The 16271-nt window shown below is 49.7% G+C and carries 14 protein-coding genes, 15 tRNA genes and 1 pseudogene; 6 read left to right on the top strand and 24 right to left on the bottom strand.

Annotated elements, in window-relative coordinates; all coding sequences use genetic code 11:
* Positions 1–6: 6 nt before the first annotated feature.
* The 19 genes from JOY44_RS01370 to JOY44_RS01280 all read right to left on the bottom strand — a co-directional run bounded on the left by JOY44_RS01370 (position 7) and on the right by JOY44_RS01280 (position 4739).
* Positions 7–81, bottom strand: a tRNA-Lys gene (locus tag JOY44_RS01370).
* 89 nt (positions 82–170) lie between these two features.
* Positions 171–244: transfer RNA gene (locus JOY44_RS01365), tRNA-Leu, on the bottom strand.
* A 3-nt stretch (positions 245–247) separates the two neighbouring features.
* Positions 248–346 (bottom strand) — tRNA-Pro (locus JOY44_RS01360).
* A 5-nt stretch (positions 347–351) separates the two neighbouring features.
* Positions 352–429: transfer RNA gene (locus JOY44_RS01355), tRNA-Leu, on the bottom strand.
* Between the two features lie 51 nt (positions 430–480).
* A tRNA-Gln gene (locus tag JOY44_RS01350) sits at positions 481–554 on the bottom strand.
* Positions 523–687, bottom strand: a complete 165-nt coding sequence (locus JOY44_RS01345) for a hypothetical protein (RefSeq protein WP_171571990.1) — start codon at positions 685–687, stop codon at positions 523–525. The genes JOY44_RS01350 and JOY44_RS01345 overlap by 32 nt, the downstream gene beginning before the upstream one ends.
* Positions 660–735, bottom strand: a tRNA-Asn gene (locus tag JOY44_RS01340). Before JOY44_RS01340 ends, JOY44_RS01345 begins: the two co-directional genes overlap by 28 nt.
* A gap of 22 nt (positions 736–757) precedes the next feature.
* A tRNA-OTHER gene (locus JOY44_RS01335) sits at positions 758–852 on the bottom strand.
* A 6-nt stretch (positions 853–858) separates the two neighbouring features.
* Positions 859–942, bottom strand: a tRNA-Ser gene (locus JOY44_RS01330).
* Positions 943–1017: 75 nt separating this feature from the next.
* A tRNA-Ser gene (locus tag JOY44_RS01325) sits at positions 1018–1100 on the bottom strand.
* A gap of 12 nt (positions 1101–1112) precedes the next feature.
* Positions 1113–1195: transfer RNA gene (locus tag JOY44_RS01320), tRNA-Tyr, on the bottom strand.
* Between the two features lie 3 nt (positions 1196–1198).
* Positions 1199–1296, bottom strand: a tRNA-Glu gene (locus JOY44_RS01315).
* A gap of 143 nt (positions 1297–1439) precedes the next feature.
* A tRNA-Trp gene (locus tag JOY44_RS01310) sits at positions 1440–1529 on the bottom strand.
* A gap of 5 nt (positions 1530–1534) precedes the next feature.
* Positions 1535–1606: transfer RNA gene (locus JOY44_RS01305), tRNA-Cys, on the bottom strand.
* Between the two features lie 50 nt (positions 1607–1656).
* A tRNA-Asp gene (locus JOY44_RS01300) sits at positions 1657–1731 on the bottom strand.
* 136 nt (positions 1732–1867) lie between these two features.
* On the bottom strand, positions 1868–2065 hold the full coding sequence (locus JOY44_RS01295) for a hypothetical protein (RefSeq protein ID WP_171571989.1): 198 nt from the start codon (positions 2063–2065) through the stop codon (positions 1868–1870).
* 126 nt (positions 2066–2191) lie between these two features.
* Entirely contained in the window at positions 2192–2710 is a 519-nt protein-coding gene (locus JOY44_RS01290) for an HNH endonuclease (protein ID WP_171571988.1), read from the bottom strand.
* 587 nt (positions 2711–3297) lie between these two features.
* Positions 3298–3618 carry a hypothetical protein gene (locus JOY44_RS01285; protein WP_171571987.1) on the bottom strand — a complete coding sequence of 107 codons (321 nt, stop codon included), beginning with the start codon at positions 3616–3618 and terminating at the stop codon, positions 3298–3300.
* Positions 3600–4739 (bottom strand): IS701 family transposase, encoded by a 1140-nt coding sequence (locus JOY44_RS01280; RefSeq protein ID WP_242541748.1) that lies wholly within the window; start codon positions 4737–4739, stop codon positions 3600–3602. The genes JOY44_RS01285 and JOY44_RS01280 overlap by 19 nt, the downstream gene beginning before the upstream one ends.
* 411 nt (positions 4740–5150) lie before the next feature.
* On the opposite strand from JOY44_RS01280, the gene JOY44_RS01275 reads away from it, so the two are divergent.
* From JOY44_RS01275 to JOY44_RS01265, 3 genes are read left to right on the top strand one after another with little or no spacing between them, the layout of a single operon-like run.
* Positions 5151–5420 (top strand): Precorrin-3B methylase, encoded by a 270-nt coding sequence (locus JOY44_RS01275; protein ID WP_171571986.1) that lies wholly within the window; start codon positions 5151–5153, stop codon positions 5418–5420.
* The gene (locus tag JOY44_RS01270; protein ID WP_171571985.1) at positions 5417–6472 is read left to right on the top strand and encodes a tRNA dihydrouridine synthase; all 1056 of its coding nucleotides are present in this window, start codon (positions 5417–5419) and stop codon (positions 6470–6472) included. The genes JOY44_RS01275 and JOY44_RS01270 overlap by 4 nt, the downstream gene beginning before the upstream one ends.
* 59 nt (positions 6473–6531) lie before the next feature.
* Positions 6532–8388 carry a glycosyltransferase family 39 protein gene (locus JOY44_RS01265; RefSeq protein ID WP_171571984.1) on the top strand — a complete coding sequence of 619 codons (1857 nt, stop codon included), beginning with the start codon at positions 6532–6534 and terminating at the stop codon, positions 8386–8388.
* 77 nt (positions 8389–8465) lie between these two features.
* Here the strand turns inward: JOY44_RS01265 and JOY44_RS01260 are convergent, their stop codons facing one another.
* Positions 8466–9554, bottom strand: a complete 1089-nt coding sequence (locus tag JOY44_RS01260; RefSeq protein ID WP_171571983.1) for a RuBisCO accumulation factor 1 — start codon at positions 9552–9554, stop codon at positions 8466–8468.
* A 78-nt stretch (positions 9555–9632) separates the two neighbouring features.
* Between JOY44_RS01260 and JOY44_RS01255 the strand changes: the two genes are divergently transcribed.
* Positions 9633–9705 (top strand) — tRNA-Ala (locus JOY44_RS01255).
* A gap of 262 nt (positions 9706–9967) precedes the next feature.
* Here the strand turns inward: JOY44_RS01255 and JOY44_RS31235 are convergent.
* The 4 genes and pseudogenes from JOY44_RS31235 to JOY44_RS01235 all read right to left on the bottom strand — a co-directional run bounded on the left by JOY44_RS31235 (position 9968) and on the right by JOY44_RS01235 (position 14912).
* Positions 9968–10696, bottom strand: a complete 729-nt coding sequence (locus JOY44_RS31235; RefSeq protein WP_242541701.1) for a tetratricopeptide repeat-containing protein — start codon at positions 10694–10696, stop codon at positions 9968–9970.
* Between the two features lie 110 nt (positions 10697–10806).
* Positions 10807–12438: pseudogene (locus tag JOY44_RS31230) on the bottom strand (tetratricopeptide repeat protein); the annotation flags it as partial.
* A 119-nt stretch (positions 12439–12557) separates the two neighbouring features.
* Positions 12558–13055: a hypothetical protein gene (locus JOY44_RS01240; protein ID WP_171571982.1), complete on the bottom strand. Its 498-nt coding sequence runs from the start codon at positions 13053–13055 to the stop codon at positions 12558–12560.
* Between the two features lie 72 nt (positions 13056–13127).
* Entirely contained in the window at positions 13128–14912 is a 1785-nt protein-coding gene (locus JOY44_RS01235) for an ABC transporter ATP-binding protein (protein WP_203031909.1), read from the bottom strand.
* Positions 14913–15034: 122 nt separating this feature from the next.
* On the opposite strand from JOY44_RS01235, the gene JOY44_RS01230 reads away from it, so the two are divergent.
* Both JOY44_RS01230 and JOY44_RS01225 read left to right on the top strand, forming a co-directional pair.
* Entirely contained in the window at positions 15035–15514 is a 480-nt protein-coding gene (locus tag JOY44_RS01230) for an ester cyclase (protein WP_171571980.1), read from the top strand.
* A gap of 155 nt (positions 15515–15669) precedes the next feature.
* Positions 15670–16119 (top strand): DUF4383 domain-containing protein, encoded by a 450-nt coding sequence (locus tag JOY44_RS01225; RefSeq protein WP_171571979.1) that lies wholly within the window; start codon positions 15670–15672, stop codon positions 16117–16119.
* Positions 16120–16271: the final 152 nt, after the last annotated feature.

Genomic DNA, 16271 nt, shown 5'->3' with positions numbered 1-16271 from the left:
TCAAATTGGTGGGTCGCCAGGGGGTTGAACCCTGATCTTTCCGCTTAAAAGGCGGCTGCATAACCGTTCTGCCAACGACCCGAAAAGAGTTTTAAGTTTTGAGTTTTAAGTTTTGAATTGTGAGTGAAACACTCAAAACTCATCATTCAAAATTCAGAACTGTCTCTCAGTACCCTTGGTGGGAGTCGAACCCACAAAATCTGGTTTCTAAGACCAGTACGTATGCCAGTTCCGTCACAAGGGCAAATGGTCGGGATGGTAGGATTTGTTCGCGAAGCGTTCCCAAAGGGTACCCACGACTCCTTGGTCCCAAACCAAGGCTTCTAGACCGCTGAATTACATCCCGAAACTTGGTACTCCTGGCGAGAGTTGAACTCGCACATAGACTGTTTTTGAGACAGCCGCCTCTGCCAGTTGGGCTACAGGAGTATGAAACGGGAGGATAGAGATCTCGACCCAGAGATATCTCACGCCTCCCGACTGGAAAGGAGGGAATCGAACCTTCAAACACTTGATTCAAAGTCAAGTCGCTTTGCCTGTTTGCGTACTTTCCATCAAATGGGTGCAGGAGTTGGGGTTGTAGCTTGCTTCCCGAAGGGTACCAACCTCTCCTTGATTCAGAGTCAAGGCGACTTGCCAATCGTCCATCCTGCAATGAATGGCTGCCTCGGTGGGGATCGAACCCACGACCTCTCGCTTAACAGGCGATCGCTACTACCGCTGAGCTACAAGGCAATACAAACCCCGATCACGGGGATGGGAAGGGCAGGAATCGAACCCGCGTCTTCAGGGCTATGCCTTCGGCAGGCATTGCCAACAACCTGACGCTATAACCATCTCAGCTACATTCCCAAAAGGCGGAGGCTAAGAGAATCGAACTCTTGACGGTTTAACCCGCAGGCGTTTTCAAGACGCTTTCCTCGTCCATGCCGGACAACCTCCATAAGTAGCGAAAAGTGGCGAAAACCGAGTGGCTACTCAATGAGTTTTTATCCAGTTACACCACGTTTTCAAAGGCGGAGAGCAGTGGACTCGAACCACAAGTAATGAACTCCATCTGTTTAGCAAACAGCGCCGATCGCCTAATCGGGCTACTCTCCAAAAATAGAAGGTGGGCAGAAAGGGACTCGAACCCCTAACGGTCAAGGACAACTGATTTACAGTCAGCTTGCTTCAGCCATTTGCATACCTACCCATTTGGCAGTGCCGACGGGAGTTGTAGCTCGCTTCTGCGGAGCAGTACCCGCAAACACAAGATTGAAAGTCCTATGGCTTTACCAATTTGCCTACGGCACCCAGTTTTGGAAGTATCTACAGTGTGTAAGTTTAAGAAGCTGTTTTAACCTGCGAACAGGACATAGGACTTGAACCTATAAGACTGATCGGAAAATCAGTTTTTACCAGTTTGTAAGCTTCTTGGATTAGGTCACACCGTAGAACGCAGAGATCAGGATTTGTAGCTTGCTTCCCGCAGGGTACCCGAACCAAAGGCTTTGGAGACCCCGATGCTGCCATTACACCATCTCTGCAAAAGAGTCCGAGGCGGGAATCGAACCCGCGCTAGTTGGTTTTGCAGACCAACGCCTTTCCACTTGGCGACTCGGACGAATCTAGTAGCCGTGACAAGGATTGCACTCGCTTCTCCACAGGGCTACACGGGGATGATGGGATTTGAACCCACGATCTTTCGCTCGACAGGCGATCGCTTTTGACCAGCTAAGCTACACCCCCAAAAAATTAGGAAGAAACGAGCTAGAGAACAGGATATTGGCAAGATGCCTGGTTCCCACTCTCTAGTGCTTGCTTCCTAGAAATTAAATGGCAATTCAGTTTTCAAGGTTCAGGGGTGGCTTGATGTCAGCCAGAGTTAGAGAAATGTGCGCCGTTCCAGGTGATAGGTTTGCCTGAGGTGGCGAAGTGCTTGATAAGGTTCAGTTGAGTTCAGATGGATTTTCTGACTGGATTGATGATCGACAAGTTGAGTAGAGGAAACTTTCTTGGGAATTTGAGGAAACTCTGAAAGCTTCGGTAAAGGCCTGGCTCGGTTAATAGAGCGAGTAACCATTGGATTGACTCCTTTGTGTTTCGTCTCGTACTACAAATATAATACAATGTGCTACATGACGTCAAGGGTGTACTACAACTTTTTTTGAGAGCGATGGGAACGGATGTTAGCGCGAGGCATTTAGGGTTAAATGCTGCTTTGTTGCTCTTTCCAGAACTGGTCTGCGAAGGCAACAGCGGGATGGATGGGTGCTTTGGGCTTGCTTTGTAGCACCATGCCAATTTCGTGCAGCAGGCGATCGCCCTTTTTCGAGTTGCACTTTTCGCAAGCAGTGACGACGTTATCCCAACTGTGTTGTCCATTTTTTGAACGAGGGATGACGTGATCCAGCGTCAGATGCTTGGTGCTGCCGCAGTATTGGCAGGTGTGGTCATCACGGCGAAAAACCTCTCGGCGGTTTACAGGAGGCACTTTCCAATGCCGCTGTGGGTTGCCATCTGTGAGGCGGATATGTTCCGTAACTTGTAGTACGATGCTGGGCGATCGCACTTCCCATTGCTGAGTACTGCTAAATTCCAGCGATTCTGCCTGACCCGTAACCAACAACGCGATCGCCCGCTTAATGTTGATTCGTGCCAAGGGTAGGTAGTTCTTAGAGAACACCACCACCTGGTTTTGTAGTATTCGTGGCTGATGAGTTTGCATGAAATTTACTCCTCAAAAAAATCCCCACCTCTGGTCACAGAAGCGGGGATTGGGAAAGGTGATAATGCTCGCCCTATGTCGGTAACAGGCTCGTCCTGTACCTCCCGCTCTGAATTTGTTGAAATCGATTTAGCCACTTGACAATGGCTGTATCACTGCCTCCACGGATAAATTTGCTGCCACAATACAGCTCAAATCTTGACAACAAGATTGCCTTGCCTAAACACTGCGGGTGTCGGCACAGGATGGCATGATGTAAGACGGGGAAGTGGTGGCGTATCATGGGAGGCTTGTAGTTTCTTGTATTATACTACAGTTGTAGATCCTCATCTCCGAGGCCGTCTCATATAAAGATTCAACGTCTCAAAAGTCAGCAGGGCTAAAATCGAACTAACCCAATCCTTCACAGTCCGCTACAACGCCCTAAACTCGTGAGACTGTCGCCTCGGTTAGTCCGACCGGAAACGCGCGCTCAACCAAGATAGGGCAACGGTGACACCCCTGTCTCATCTTCTTGGCTAGTTGCTTGACCGGCAAGCACTCAACCACTCGCTTCCACAAGAGCTTGCACAGTGCTGAAATCAGCTTCATTGTCTGCCACTACTATTGCTCGATGCAGCGGTGGCTAGCCAAAGCAAGGGCAACGCGAAGACCATTTTTACAGACAGTCGATCAGCGATGTCTGCGACTGTGCATTCTGGAGGCACCTCTACGGAATGAACCATTAGCAGTTTTCGCCACCGCATGGCTAACGCTCGACGCTTGAAGTGGTAGAACTGGGCAATCGCTTGATGCCGTCGTCGCCATGAGGACCAATGCAACAGCTGTCGAGGACTCAATGGAGGCTGCCAAGCTAAGCGCCATAGCAAGTGACGCAGTTCAGCCACACTCAAGGGCACACGGCCCATGCCTGCGACGGCTGCACCGGAGGGCGGTACTGGGCAGCAGTCACCGTTGAAAGCCCTTTTTTAGCCGCCTGCGCTCGCGTCACCGTTAAGAAAGCGTGGGCCAGTAGCGCTAACGTCATATGGCGATACCAGCCATTCCATGAACGCACTTCATACTCATCCAGCCCGACTTCCCCTTTGGCACTCTCGAAACAAACCTCGATCGTCCAGCGCCGACCGGCAACCTGCACCATCGTCTGCAAAGACGTTCCAGGCGGCGCAAACACCAGATAATAAGCCCAGTCTTCTGGGTGTTCGATGCCCCGTCGGACGAGTGCCCAGTGCTGCCAATCGCACCCTTTGGGACTGTTAATCGGCATACAAGTCCAGTCAAAGTAGCGTTCTCCCTTCGTGCCCGTCCCACAACTGAGCCGGTGCCATTCTTCAGCGGGCCAACTCATGGCGAGTTCCTCGATGCGCATCGATAGGGCATCGCGCCCAACGTTCTCTTTTGACCAAGTGGTCAGGACATACGCTTGATGCCGTGCTTCTAACCATTGCCGCAAGCGGGCATCGCGCCCGTAGACTTCATCCCCAGTCACCCAACGGCCTGGCAGTCCCGCCGCAAACGCCCGTTCTAACAGGCGTTGTGCCAGCATCGGCTTGGTCGCAAAGGCGGCCTCTGGCGGAATGCCAGCTTGAGCACATCGCTCTGGCTCATCCAGCCAACGTTGCGGTAGATACAGTGTTCGATCAATCAACGTGTAGCCATCGGCGGCGGCATAGCCGAGAAAGACGCCGACCTGACAGTTTTCAATCCCATTGCCGGTGCCACTGTACTGCGGTTGCACCCCAGCTGAGTGGTCGCCTTTTTTGAGAAAGCCTGTTTCATCGAGCACAAACACCGCTTCTCGATCGCCCAACGCTTCATTCACATAGGCTTGCACGTCGTCTCTCACTAAATCGGCATTCCACTGGGCTCGACCGAGGAGATGTTGCATCCCATACGGTGTGGGCTTGCCCAGTTGTTCTGCGATTTGCCAGCTATTCTTCCGCTCAGCTGCACTGAGCAATCCTTGCACATACTCTTTCGCGCGCTCTCGCAGCTCTGCGCGTTTGAAGCGCGGGGCCAGCCGAATCATGAGGGCATCGAGGTCGCTGGCCCAAGTCTCAAGCTGTTTCAGATTTGACTCGACCTCGGCTTCACTGAGGTCGATTTGGGCAAGGGCGAGAGTCATCACGCATCACCTAGAACACTGGTTTGACGCTGATTCTAGGCGAAATACAATCATAAATTCAACATCTACAACTGTAGTAATTACGAGAACTGCTTATAGACTACACTTGTAGTATAAAATTGTCCACTGTTTGATTAACCACTGCTTGATTCAATGGAGTGGTTCGGCTATGGATACATCTCATTTCAATGACATTACGGACTGATGCTTTCCATTTTTTAGAGTTACTGCACGAAGCTGATAGCAATCCGGCGCAGATGGTTGCAGCCGACTGACTGCCATTTGCTATACCTAAACTAGATATAGGTAAGAACTATGAGAAAGCATGAGATCTCAACAGAAGCAGAATTAATCAAAGAAGTATGTCGGCGAATCCGCGTTGCCCGCAGCTATTGGGATGCTCACAATAATGCTGCCTGTCGGGGTGAACGCGATCGCGCTTTGGAACTGTACAATACCCTAACCCAAGAACAGAAAGAGCAGATTCCTCAAGTGCTGCGAGTGTGGTTGCGTTACCGCAGTGATAAATACTTTGGGGCGCGTCAAACACCGCTTGGGAAAAAATCAAAGCGGCAATCTAAATGACTGCAACCCTGCCACTTTGCGATCGCCTGCCTACTCCAATCTGTTCAGGGCTTGCCTTAACCGCTCTTGCTCCCATGCAAGATGTGACCGATTTGTTTTTTATGAATGTGATTGCCAGCTATGGCAGCCCCGATTACTTCTTTACTGAATATTTTCGGGTTCATCCGACCTCCACCCTAGATAAAAAAATTCTGCGATCGATTACTGAAAACACAACCGATCGCCCCGTCTTTGCTCAAATGATTGGCGAGAGCATTCCCGACCTGGTGCGAATTGCCCAAACCCTGAGCCACTACCCAATTGCAGGCATTGATTTAAATATGGGGTGCCCTGCCCCCAGAATTTATCGGAAAAATGTGGGGGGTGGATTGTTGCGCGATCCTGAAAAGGTGAACCGAATTTTTGGCGAGTTGCGAGAGGCTGTTGATGGACGCTTGAGCGTCAAAATGCGAATTGGCTTTGATAATACTGATAACTTCGATCGCATCCTTGATCTAATCAATCGATATCACATCGATTTGCTGAGTTTGCACGGTCGAACAGTCAAAGAAATGTATCGTGGCGCTGTGCATTACGACCTAATTGCCCACGCGGTTCAACGGGTAAACTGTCCAGTTCTAGCCAATGGGAATGTCACTTCTGCCCAGTCTGCCGCTGCTGTCCTAACCCAGACTAAAGCCGCTGGAATCATGGTGGGTCGCGCTGCAATCCGCAATCCCTGGATTTTTAAGCAGATTCGCCAAATTCTAAAGGGAGAACCTGTTTCTATCGTCACGCTGGCTGAAGTTCATGGCTACATTGAGCAACTGCGTCAAACGACAACTGCGTTGACAGTTCCAGAGCGATCGCGGGTTAGCTATTTAAAAATGTACCTCAACTACATCGCCCAAAGTGTCGATGCTGCGGGTGCTTTCTTGCGCGATATGCGTCTGACCCAAACCGAAGCCGAATTGCTCTTGGTCTGCGATCGCTACTTACTGAGCCAACCCGATCAAGCATTTGCCTTGGAGCCATACCCCGGACTGGTTGCTCGTCCGGTTAGTGAGTGCTGAATGTGGACTGTCGAGTCATTCTCCACCCAAGCCGGACTTGAGTATGGTTGAATAGCACCATGAAAAGTTCTCGACACTATTGGTTACTGGCTGGCATTTTGCTGCTTGGGGCGGTGCTGCGATTTTGGCATCTAGATTTGAAGCCGCTGTGGATGGATGAAGTGATCACAGCTCTGTTTAGTCTGGGGCACACCTACTATGATGTGCCGCTGGAAAAAGCGCTTCCACTATCGGCGTTTGAGCAGGTTTTCACCCTAAATGCTCAGGCAACCTGCGCGCAGATTACAAAAACAGTGTCGGTGCAATCGGTGCATCCACCGCTATTTTTTTGTGGGATGCACCAATGGCTGAATTGGCTGAACCCCCTGCCTGTTTCGTGGGTGTGGAAGCTGCGATCGCTGCCTGCTTTGTGTGGCGTAGGGGCGATCGCTGCCCTTTATCTGCTCAACCGCATCGCCTTCTCTCCCAAAGCTGGACTCGTTGGAGCAGCCCTGATGGCAGTGTCGCCTTTTGCAGTCTATTTATCCCAAGAAGCCCGCCACTACACCTTTCCCATGCTGCTGATCATTCTGGCATTAGCCGGACTGTATGCCATGCTGGTTGATCTGCAAAAACAGCGCTTTAGGCTACCGATTTGGCTGGGCTGGATTGCCGTCAACAGTATTGGGTTCTATGTTCACTATTTCTTTTTACTCGCCTTTTTGGCTCAAAGCGTGACGCTAGTTTTAGGCGCTAGCAAAATCGCCCAGTCGAAGCATGCAACTACCTGGCAACAAGCAAAGAATGCTCTATCGTTTACAGCAGGCGATCGGAACCAGAAAACAGCCCAGCCGAGAGTTGGAGAGGCAGAAGCAGAGGAAGATAAACCGCTCTACTCGATGAACTCTACTTCCTACACACTCTTCACGTCTAATATTCCATCGCTGATATCTATCTTCATCGTCTGCCTCGCTTATTTGCCCTGGCTGCCGACTTTTTTCAGTCATACAGGTCGTCCAGAAATCGATTGGATGAAGTCTCATGCTCCTAGCTGGCAACATGTGATCGCGCCCTTATATCAGCTTCCAATGGGCTGGATTTTGATGGTGGCGGCATTTCCCGTTGAGCAACAACCTATTTGGGTTGTCGTTTTGGGAGGAGTACCCCTGCTAATTTTTATTGTTTGGCTCATTTGGCAGGTGAAAAGTGGGCTGCGGCAACTATGGCGATCGCCACAGTCTCATTTGGGAACCTGGATGCTCGTCACATTTATTCTGGTGGTGGTGCTGGAATTTGTGGCGATCGCCTATCTGGTAGGCACTGATTTGACCCAAGTGCCGCGCTATAATTTCATCTACTTTCCAGCAGTGTGTGCATTAATTGGGGCCTGTTTAAGCCAGCGATCGCCCAACCGCAATGAGTCAAATAAATTGATTTTTCGATTGTCTAAAACTCCATCCGCGATCGCGATTGTCTTACTTGTGGCACTGTTGAGCAGCCTCTTTGTAGTGCAGGATTTAGTCTTTCAAAAACCCTACAATCCTGGTCTAGTTGCACAGAACTTATCCGTTGAGCCAATAGAAAATCGCTTGGTGGTGAATGCCTATCAAGGTTTTCAAGACATTGCCTTGGGACTCAGTTTTGCCCTGAAACTGCAACAACAAGAACATCAAGTAAAAAAATCCTCGCGCACTCACTTTGCACTGCTTTCTCAAACAAACGGATATAACCAAGTTTGGGCTGATCTTGCTCAGTTAAAACAGCCTTTATCCTTTCCGCTGAATCTGTGGGTCATCAGTCCGGGGTTAAGACGCAGGGACTACAATCAACAGCTTATGCTGGGCGATCGCGCAGGCGCTCAGCATTCCTGTGACATCGATCCAACCCACCATTACCGTCTTGGGGTGCCCTATCAGCTTTATCAGTGTACGAAGTGAGGGCAAGCAAGAAACATTTTCGGTGCCCTCTCCCGTCGGGAGAAGGCTAGGGTGTATATCACTTTCCGCAGAGTGGGCTATTCTTCCATTTGCCAAGGATCTTTGGTGTACTCGTTGTCTAGCACCTTTTTAGGACGCATAATCAAAACGATTCGTCCTAAAATGGCTGCTTCTGGCGTTTCTGTAAACCAGCGAATGTGGAGTTGATTGGCTTCTTCGATTAAAAAGTAGCTACTGGCATCCCAAGTGCGCTGGGCGCGATCGACGATAATCAACACTTCCTCTGCTCTGCCAGGAAGCTGAGTGGGAAGGCGATCGCTGATTTCTAAAACGGCAACTGGATCTTCTGCCAGCCGAATCACCTGCCAACCGGGCACAGAAACCCAAGCCCCTGTGCCTGTAAACTGCACCATGCCAAAGGAGTCTTCTTCTTCCAGGATAGGAACGGCTTGCAGATCAGTTTTTGTCAGGGGAAACTTGCCCACAACCGGAATGATCCGGGGCAAAAATTCATCTTCTTCCAATCGATAAAGCGGCAGCAGTGGCTCGGGCTTGTTTGGCACCACAGCGAAATCGGTTAGCAGTTTTTCAATTTGCTTGCGGGCTGGTTCGCTATGGGCAAAGCGCAACCCTTTTGCGATCAAGCGCGATCGCTCTTGCAAATCGGATTTTTGGCGTGCCTGCTTCCAGGATTGATACGCCACCACATCACCCGGATGTTGGCTAAAGCCTTCAGGAATCGCACCCAATCGAGAAAAATCTTTGACGGCTTTGACTACATCTTTTGCTTCATCAATATCCAATCCTTTTTCCTGAACTAAATCCGCAGTTGCAGCTCGCTCTGGCTGGGTTAAAATCCGCAGTTCATACAAAATGTCGCTACCTTTGCGATCGAAAAGCGCCTTCGTCGCCTCAGATACGCCCACCGCCATAATCGTGGCATGTACCTGAGCGCCCACAATCACTTGATTTTGTTGAATCGGTTCAAATCCAGTCTCTTCAAAAATAGTTTGAGCGTCATAACCCGCTTTTTGCAACGCTTGGCAGGCTTGCCCCCATGACACCCAGCTTCCCTGCTTGCGCCGAAGATTGAGAAATAGTTCTGAGGCGTTGATCTCAGCTTTATCGGGATTGGATGCAGCATCATCGTGGGAATTTTCAGTCATAGGATAATGTCAGTGAAGAGTTTAAATCCAACAGGTTGACGTTTCTTCCCGTCTCAAGGCATTATAATTGATGCACAAGGGGCTATAGCACAGTTGGTAGCGCGTCTCAATGGCATTGAGAAGGTCAGCGGTTCGAATCCGCTTAGCTCCATAGATTTTCTTACGTATTGTTTATTAGAGATTGTGATTTAAGGCATCTGTTTGCCGCTGTGATGATTTTTTGGCGCAAGTCTGTGGAATACGCTTTCATCTCTATCAACTCTTTTGGAGCTGCAAACATCTCTAAAACTGTACCTTATCCAATAGGAAAAGGCTATAGGTCTTGTGTCAGCGGATGCTCTGATCGCCATTCGGTAATTTCATGCTCCTGATTGTCATCAACTATAGTAGACCGCTCATCTTGTCACTCCTTTTTACTTTGCTAACTGATGTAAAGCGATCGCCTTTTCCAAATATTTCACAGCTTTGTCGTAGCGCTCTTGCAGTTTGAATTGAGTTGCCATGCTGTCGTAAAGAATGGCAAGATTTTTTCGCACTTGCTGGATGTTGGGGTGGTTCAGATCAAGCTTTGCGGTCAAGATCTCTAGAGATTGCAGATACAACGGTTCTGCTTCCCCATAGCGTCCTTGGGAGTGGTATAACTCTGCCAAATTATTCAGGCTGGTGGCGGTAGTGGGATGGTCTGCCCCTAACTGCTGCTCCATAATCTGGAGTGATTGCAGATATAGTGGTTCGGCTTCGCTGGTGCGTCCTTGGGATTCATAGAGGAGTGCGAGATTGTTGAGGCTAGAAGCAAATTGAGGATGGTTCTCTCCCAAAGTTTCTTTCTCAATTTCTAGACCTCTTAAGCGTAGGGGTTCCGCTTCGCTATAGCGTCCCTGCACTCGGTAGAGTTCTGCCAGATTATTGAGACTGCTAGCGACCTGGGAATGGGGATGCTCTGGGCCAAAAGTCTGTTCAAGAATGGTGAGAGATCTCAAGTACAGTGGTTCGGCTTCGTTGGTGCGTCCCTGCGATTCGTAGAGGCTTGCCAGATTGTTGAGGATGCTGGCGACATGGGGATGCTCCGTGCCCAACCGCTGCTCATAGATGGTGAGAGATCTCTGGCACAATGGTTCCGCTTCGCTATAGCGTCCCTGCACTCGGTAGAGGTTTGCCAGATTGTTAAGGCTACTAGCGACATGGAAATGCTCTGTGCCAAACTGCTTTCATAGACGGCGAGAGATCTCTGATATAGGGGTTCTGCATCCCCATAGCGTCCCTGAGATTCGTAGAGTGCTGCCAGATTATTGAGACTTTGGGCAACGTCGGGATGCTCCGCGCCTAACTGCCATTCTTGGATGGTGAGAGATCTCAGATACAACGGTTCCGCTTCACTGTAGAGTCCCTGAGATCGGTAGATTCCTGCCAGACTATTGAGTCCCATGGCAAATCGAGGCTGGTTTTCTCCCAGAGTTCGTTTCTCAATTTCTAAAGATCTTAAGCATAGGGATTCCGCTTCGCTGTAACGTCCCTGGGAGTCGTAGAGGAGTGCAAGATTATTGAGATCAGTGGCAATTGCGGGATGATTATCTCCATAACAGCGTTGATCGATTTCGAGCGAGCGCAGATGTAACGGTTCTGCTTCGCTATAGCGTCCCTGCAATCGGTAAAGTCCTGCCAGATTATTCAGAGTAATTGCCACGTCAGGATGATCACTGCCTAAACGATTTTCAGACGTTTCTCGACAGTGCTGATACCAAAGCAGTGCTTCGAGGTAGTCTAACTGTCCTGCATAGAATTGGGCAATGCGAGTAGAGAGTTTAAATACATCAGCATCAGTGAGCCAAGGCTGTAGAGTGGTGGTTGCTTCTTTGAGATGAGGAATGACGACTGCAAATTGCTCAATTTGGGAACGGGTTGTGATTATTGGCAGTTGCTCTGCCACTGCTGCCATGACTTGACAAAGGGTTTGTTTCATCACGAGTGCCTCTGACCTCTGCTCCCGCTTTGCCGCAAAAAACTCGCGCAGCAGTTGGTGCAGTTGATACGTCCCTTGTCCAGTTCGCTCCAGCAGATGCAGGTTGAGGAGTGACTCATCCCGCAGATCTTCTAACGCTTCGGCATCGTTTTCTGGCAAACACCCCTCTACTAATATCCAGGGAATTTCTGCCAGGGCAAACAGACTCAGTAATGCAGCCAACTGTTGCACTGGCTCGTCCAATACGTCCCAACTCAATTCAAAGGCGGCGGTGACTCCCAAAGTGGCGGTCATTTCCGGGACGGCATCTTTCAATGCTTTCGCGTTCAGCTTTTTGTCCTGCAAGCGTTGCCACAGGGTTGCCAGTGATGTATCCGGTTTTCGCGCCAGATATCGCCCGACTAGCTCTAAGCCAAGCGGCAAGTAGCCCAACCATTGACAAATTCGCTTTGCTTCATCAATTTGCTGGTCAATTCGTCCATCGGTGACGATCGCCCTCAACAACTCGATCGCCTTCTCCTCCGACAGCACCTTGATTTCAAAATCATGCACGGGCAATTGCAACCGCGATCGAGTGGTCAGCAAAATTTTGAAGTGCGGGTCTACTGGTAACAGCGGTTTGATGGCACCGTAATCCTGGACATCATCCAGAATCACCAGCGTTTTCGCGTCTTGCCAGTTGCGCCAATAAAATGCAACCTTTGCTGCTGGGTCAAAATCATCCGGTGGCTGCGGCATTGGCAGCGATCTAACAAACAGCACAATTTGTGTGGCGATGTCTTCCCGTGCTTTTAACCAAACTACCCCACCTGGATAGGTTTTCTGCACCAGATGTGTCCACGCATACTGCACTGCTAATTCGGTCTTGCCAATCCCACCCATGCCAGAGATTGCCGAAATTGCCACAGCGTTTTCTCCCTGCAACAGCGTGTGCAAATCGATTAATTCCTGCTCTCGTCCAACGAAAATATCCGTACCGCGTTGGTCGAGATTGTGTGGGATGGGCTTCTCCTGACCGCCTCTACTCTTACCAGGAGAAGCACTTACTTTTTTGCCGCACCTTTAATGACGCGGGTAAAAGTTGGGAAATGTTTGCGGAAAAAGTTTTCTGTGTCTAGCTCTGCCTCATAGGAAACTCCAATAAACGGAGGAATCGACGAAATTACACCCTTGAGCTTTGCGGCGGCGGTCGTTCCTAGCTGGTTCAGTTTGTCCCGAATTTCCCGCAAGATTTGCAGCACTTCGGCAGAGCAGGCATCAGTCTGCTGTACTTCGATCTGGGCAACCGATTTGACAATTTCTGCTATTGCCACTTCTGCTTCTGGTTCGAGGATGGCTAGCTGGTTGATATTCTCGGCTAAAATCTGCCAGTATTCTTGCTCATAGTCACGAATTTTTGGCTTGATTTCTAGCCGCAATCGCTGCTCTGCCTGAGTTTTTGGCAATCCTGTCGTAAGCAAAGCTTCTCGTTCCAAAGAGGCTTGCTGTTCTCGCAGGAGGTTTAAGTTTTCCTCGATTTGACGCAGGCGATCGTTATTCATTGGGACGATTTGAGAGGTGGGACTACATCTTTTCTACCAAAAGAATTCCCATCGCTTCGGGAACCTTCACACCTATTTTGACGGCGATCGCTCCGGCGATCGTGCCACTTGCGATTCCAAAATTGCGCCATAGAGTGGACTGGTTTGCATCAACTCCTCGTGGGTGCCCTGTGCCATCAATCGTCCTTTGTCCATCAAAAAAATGCGATCAGCATTTTTCACCGTGCTGATGCGTTGGGCGACCACAAAGGTAACGCAGGCTCGGCGGCGCATCAGGTCATCCAGCGCCGCCTGAATTTGGGATGCGGTCTGGGCATCCACCGCCGAGGTGCTGTCATCCAAAATCAGAATGCTGTAGTCGGTTAGCAGAGTCCGGGCGATCGCCACCCGCTGCTTTTGTCCCCCCGACAAGCCCACACCGCGCTCTCCCACAATCGTTTCATAGCCATCGGGCAGGGCGGCAATAAAGTCGTGAATCTGCGCCGTAGTTGCCGCTTCAATTACTTGATCCAGGGTGGCGTTGGGTTTGGCATAGGCAATATTTTCCCGCAGGGTGCCCGAAAACAGCGTCGTTTCTTGAAAGACAATGCCAATGTGCGATCGCAAACTTGCCAGAGTAAAATCTCGCACATCCCGCCCGTCAATCCGCACGGCTCCAGTGGTCACGTCGTAAAAGCGCGGAATCAGGTTCATAATCGTACTTTTGCCCGAAGCTGTCATGCCCAGCACGGCAATTAGTTCCTTGGGTTTTGTCTCAAACGACATACCCTTAAGCGCTTCAGTCGTCGCTCCCGGATAGCGAAACGACACGTTTTCAAAGGTGATTCTGCCGCCACAGGTTTCAAAGGGCACGGCACCGGGGCGATCGCGAATTTCCACCTTGGCATCCACCACTTCATACACTCGCTCCGCAGAAGCCGCCGCCTGGGCGATCGCCGGTGCCGCAAACCCAATCAGCAAAATTGGCTGCAAAATCACTAGCAAATAAGAGTTAAACGCCACCAGTTCACCAATCGAAAAGTTGCCGCCAATCACCTGTGCCCCGCCATAACCAAACACCACCAGCGTGACCAAATTGCTGAGCAAAAAAATCACTGGAAACGTATTGTGAATCGCCCGAATGGTTTTCATGTTCGCCGTCACCAGCGCCTCATTCAACGCTGTATAGCGCTGCGCTTCGGCAGACTCACGCACAAACGCCTTCACCACCCGCACCCCCAGCAAGTTCTCTTGCAAGATGGCATTCAGATCGCTCAATTGCTCCTGCACCTGGCGAAACAACTTACCATTGCGCATCAGAAAACGAGCCAACAGCCAACCTGCCATCGGCACGACCGTCAGCGTAATCAGGGCTAGCTGCCAGTTCATCACCAGCAAAATCACCGCAATCGTCACCAATGTCACCACAGAACTCAGCACCTGAATCAGGCTGGTGCCCAGAAATGTGCGGATTTGCTCAATGTCACTGGTCACACGGGTCAGCAGTTGCGAGGTTTGCGCCTGATCGTGATAGCTAAAACTGAGGGTTTGGATTTTGCTAAAAATCTTGTTTCGCAGATCATAGGCAACCCCTTGAGAGGCGGCTTCTGCCCAAAAGCTCTGACCAAAGTTGAACACGCCACGGGCGATCGCGGTTACCACCATTGCACCCGCGCTGTACAACACGATTTTCAGATCTGGTTTTTCAATCCCCTGATCAATTCCCCAGCGAAATAGCTGCGGAGTTATCGCATTTGCCGCCGTCAACAGCAGTAGACTAAGAAACGCGCCCAGAGACAGCCAGCGGTAAGCATTCAAGCTTTTCAGCACCCGCTGAAGTGACTGCATTGAGGAATCTTGACTGTCTGATTGCTGCATCGCGATCGCTGAGCCTCATGGTTCTTAAGAAGCTCTTCTAACTTATCAGTCTCTAGAGAAGTGCCACTGCTTCAATCAATTCTCACTACCGCGTTAAGATCTAGCTCAAAACGCAATTCTGTATGTTGACCGAGCAAAACAAAGCGATCTCGCTCCAGTTCTACAAAGCCTTCGATGATCGCAACATGGAGCAAGCCCTGGATCTTTTGGCACCGAACTTTGTTGCTCATCAAGCAGGGATGCCCAAGCCATTAGACCGGCAAGGATTTAAGCAGTTTGGCATGTCCTTTTATTCAGCCTTCAGCCAGGGGCAACATATTTTTGATGAGGTTGTGGTTGCGGGCGATCGCGTAGTCACCTGCGGAACTTTCACAGCAACCCATCTCGGAGAATTTCAGGGTCTTCCACCGACGGGCAAGCAAATCAGTTTGGCAATCATGCATATTGATCGACTCGAAGACGGAAAAATTGTGGAGCATTGGGGTCAAGGTGATGCCCTTGGACTAATGCAGCAATTGGGAATTGTCTTCCTGCCAGGTCCAAAATTATTACCGCACATTTTGAGAGGCGCAGTATCTAAGCTGTTTAAGAAATCGGCCTAGAAATAGACCTACCTGAACGCTAACTGGCTCAATAGTGGGATATTCAGCAGAGTCAATCCCCTCCTTAAAGAAGAGGAATTAAAAAGTTCAGACAATTAAGTTTAAGTATCTCTCTCAAATCTTGAGTTGATGAGCTAAAAATCAAGGAGTTTGCTATGAAACCAGGACAGTACTTTTGTTTAATTGCGGGTAGCTTTTTTCTATTGCTTGGAATTGCAGGATTGATTCCAGGGCTGGTTGAATCTGCGGATGTGGCTTCTAAGACCAGTGAGGCCTATGGAATGGCATATGGTTACATTGCAGGAGTTATTCCTACGAATGGTAATCATGCCTTTATTCGCATTGTTGTAGGACTTTTAGGAATCGTAGCGTCGATCTCTTTAGACAGCTCTCGTATTTATAGTCGGCTGGTTGCAGTCTCCTATGGACTGTTTGCTGTGTTGGGACTGATTCCTTACACAAATACACTTTTTGGTACAGTTCCAATTTTTGGAAGCGATGTTTTGCTCCATGCAGCAAGTGCCGCGATCGCATTTTACTACGGCTTTCTTGAGTCACCAGGGCTTTTGGAATTGTCCAGTACCCCTAAGCAAGAGCCTCAGTAAACGCTGTAGTGCTAATTGGTTATCTCTTACGGTCTGTAATTTGAATGTAGTCTTTCTGGCTGCCCAGCTCTATAGCTTTTCAAAAAAGTCATAGAACTGGGCAGCAAACCTTTTAAAGGCTTACACCCTGGCTGACTGACACAAAAACTTGG

Origin of the sequence: Leptolyngbya sp. Cla-17, assembly GCF_016807185.1 — a bacterium.
Classification (GTDB): Bacteria; Cyanobacteriota; Cyanobacteriia; order Leptolyngbyales; family Leptolyngbyaceae; genus ULC077BIN1.
Note: the sequence above shows the minus strand (reverse complement) of the source record. Positions and strands in the feature narration are given on the sequence as shown.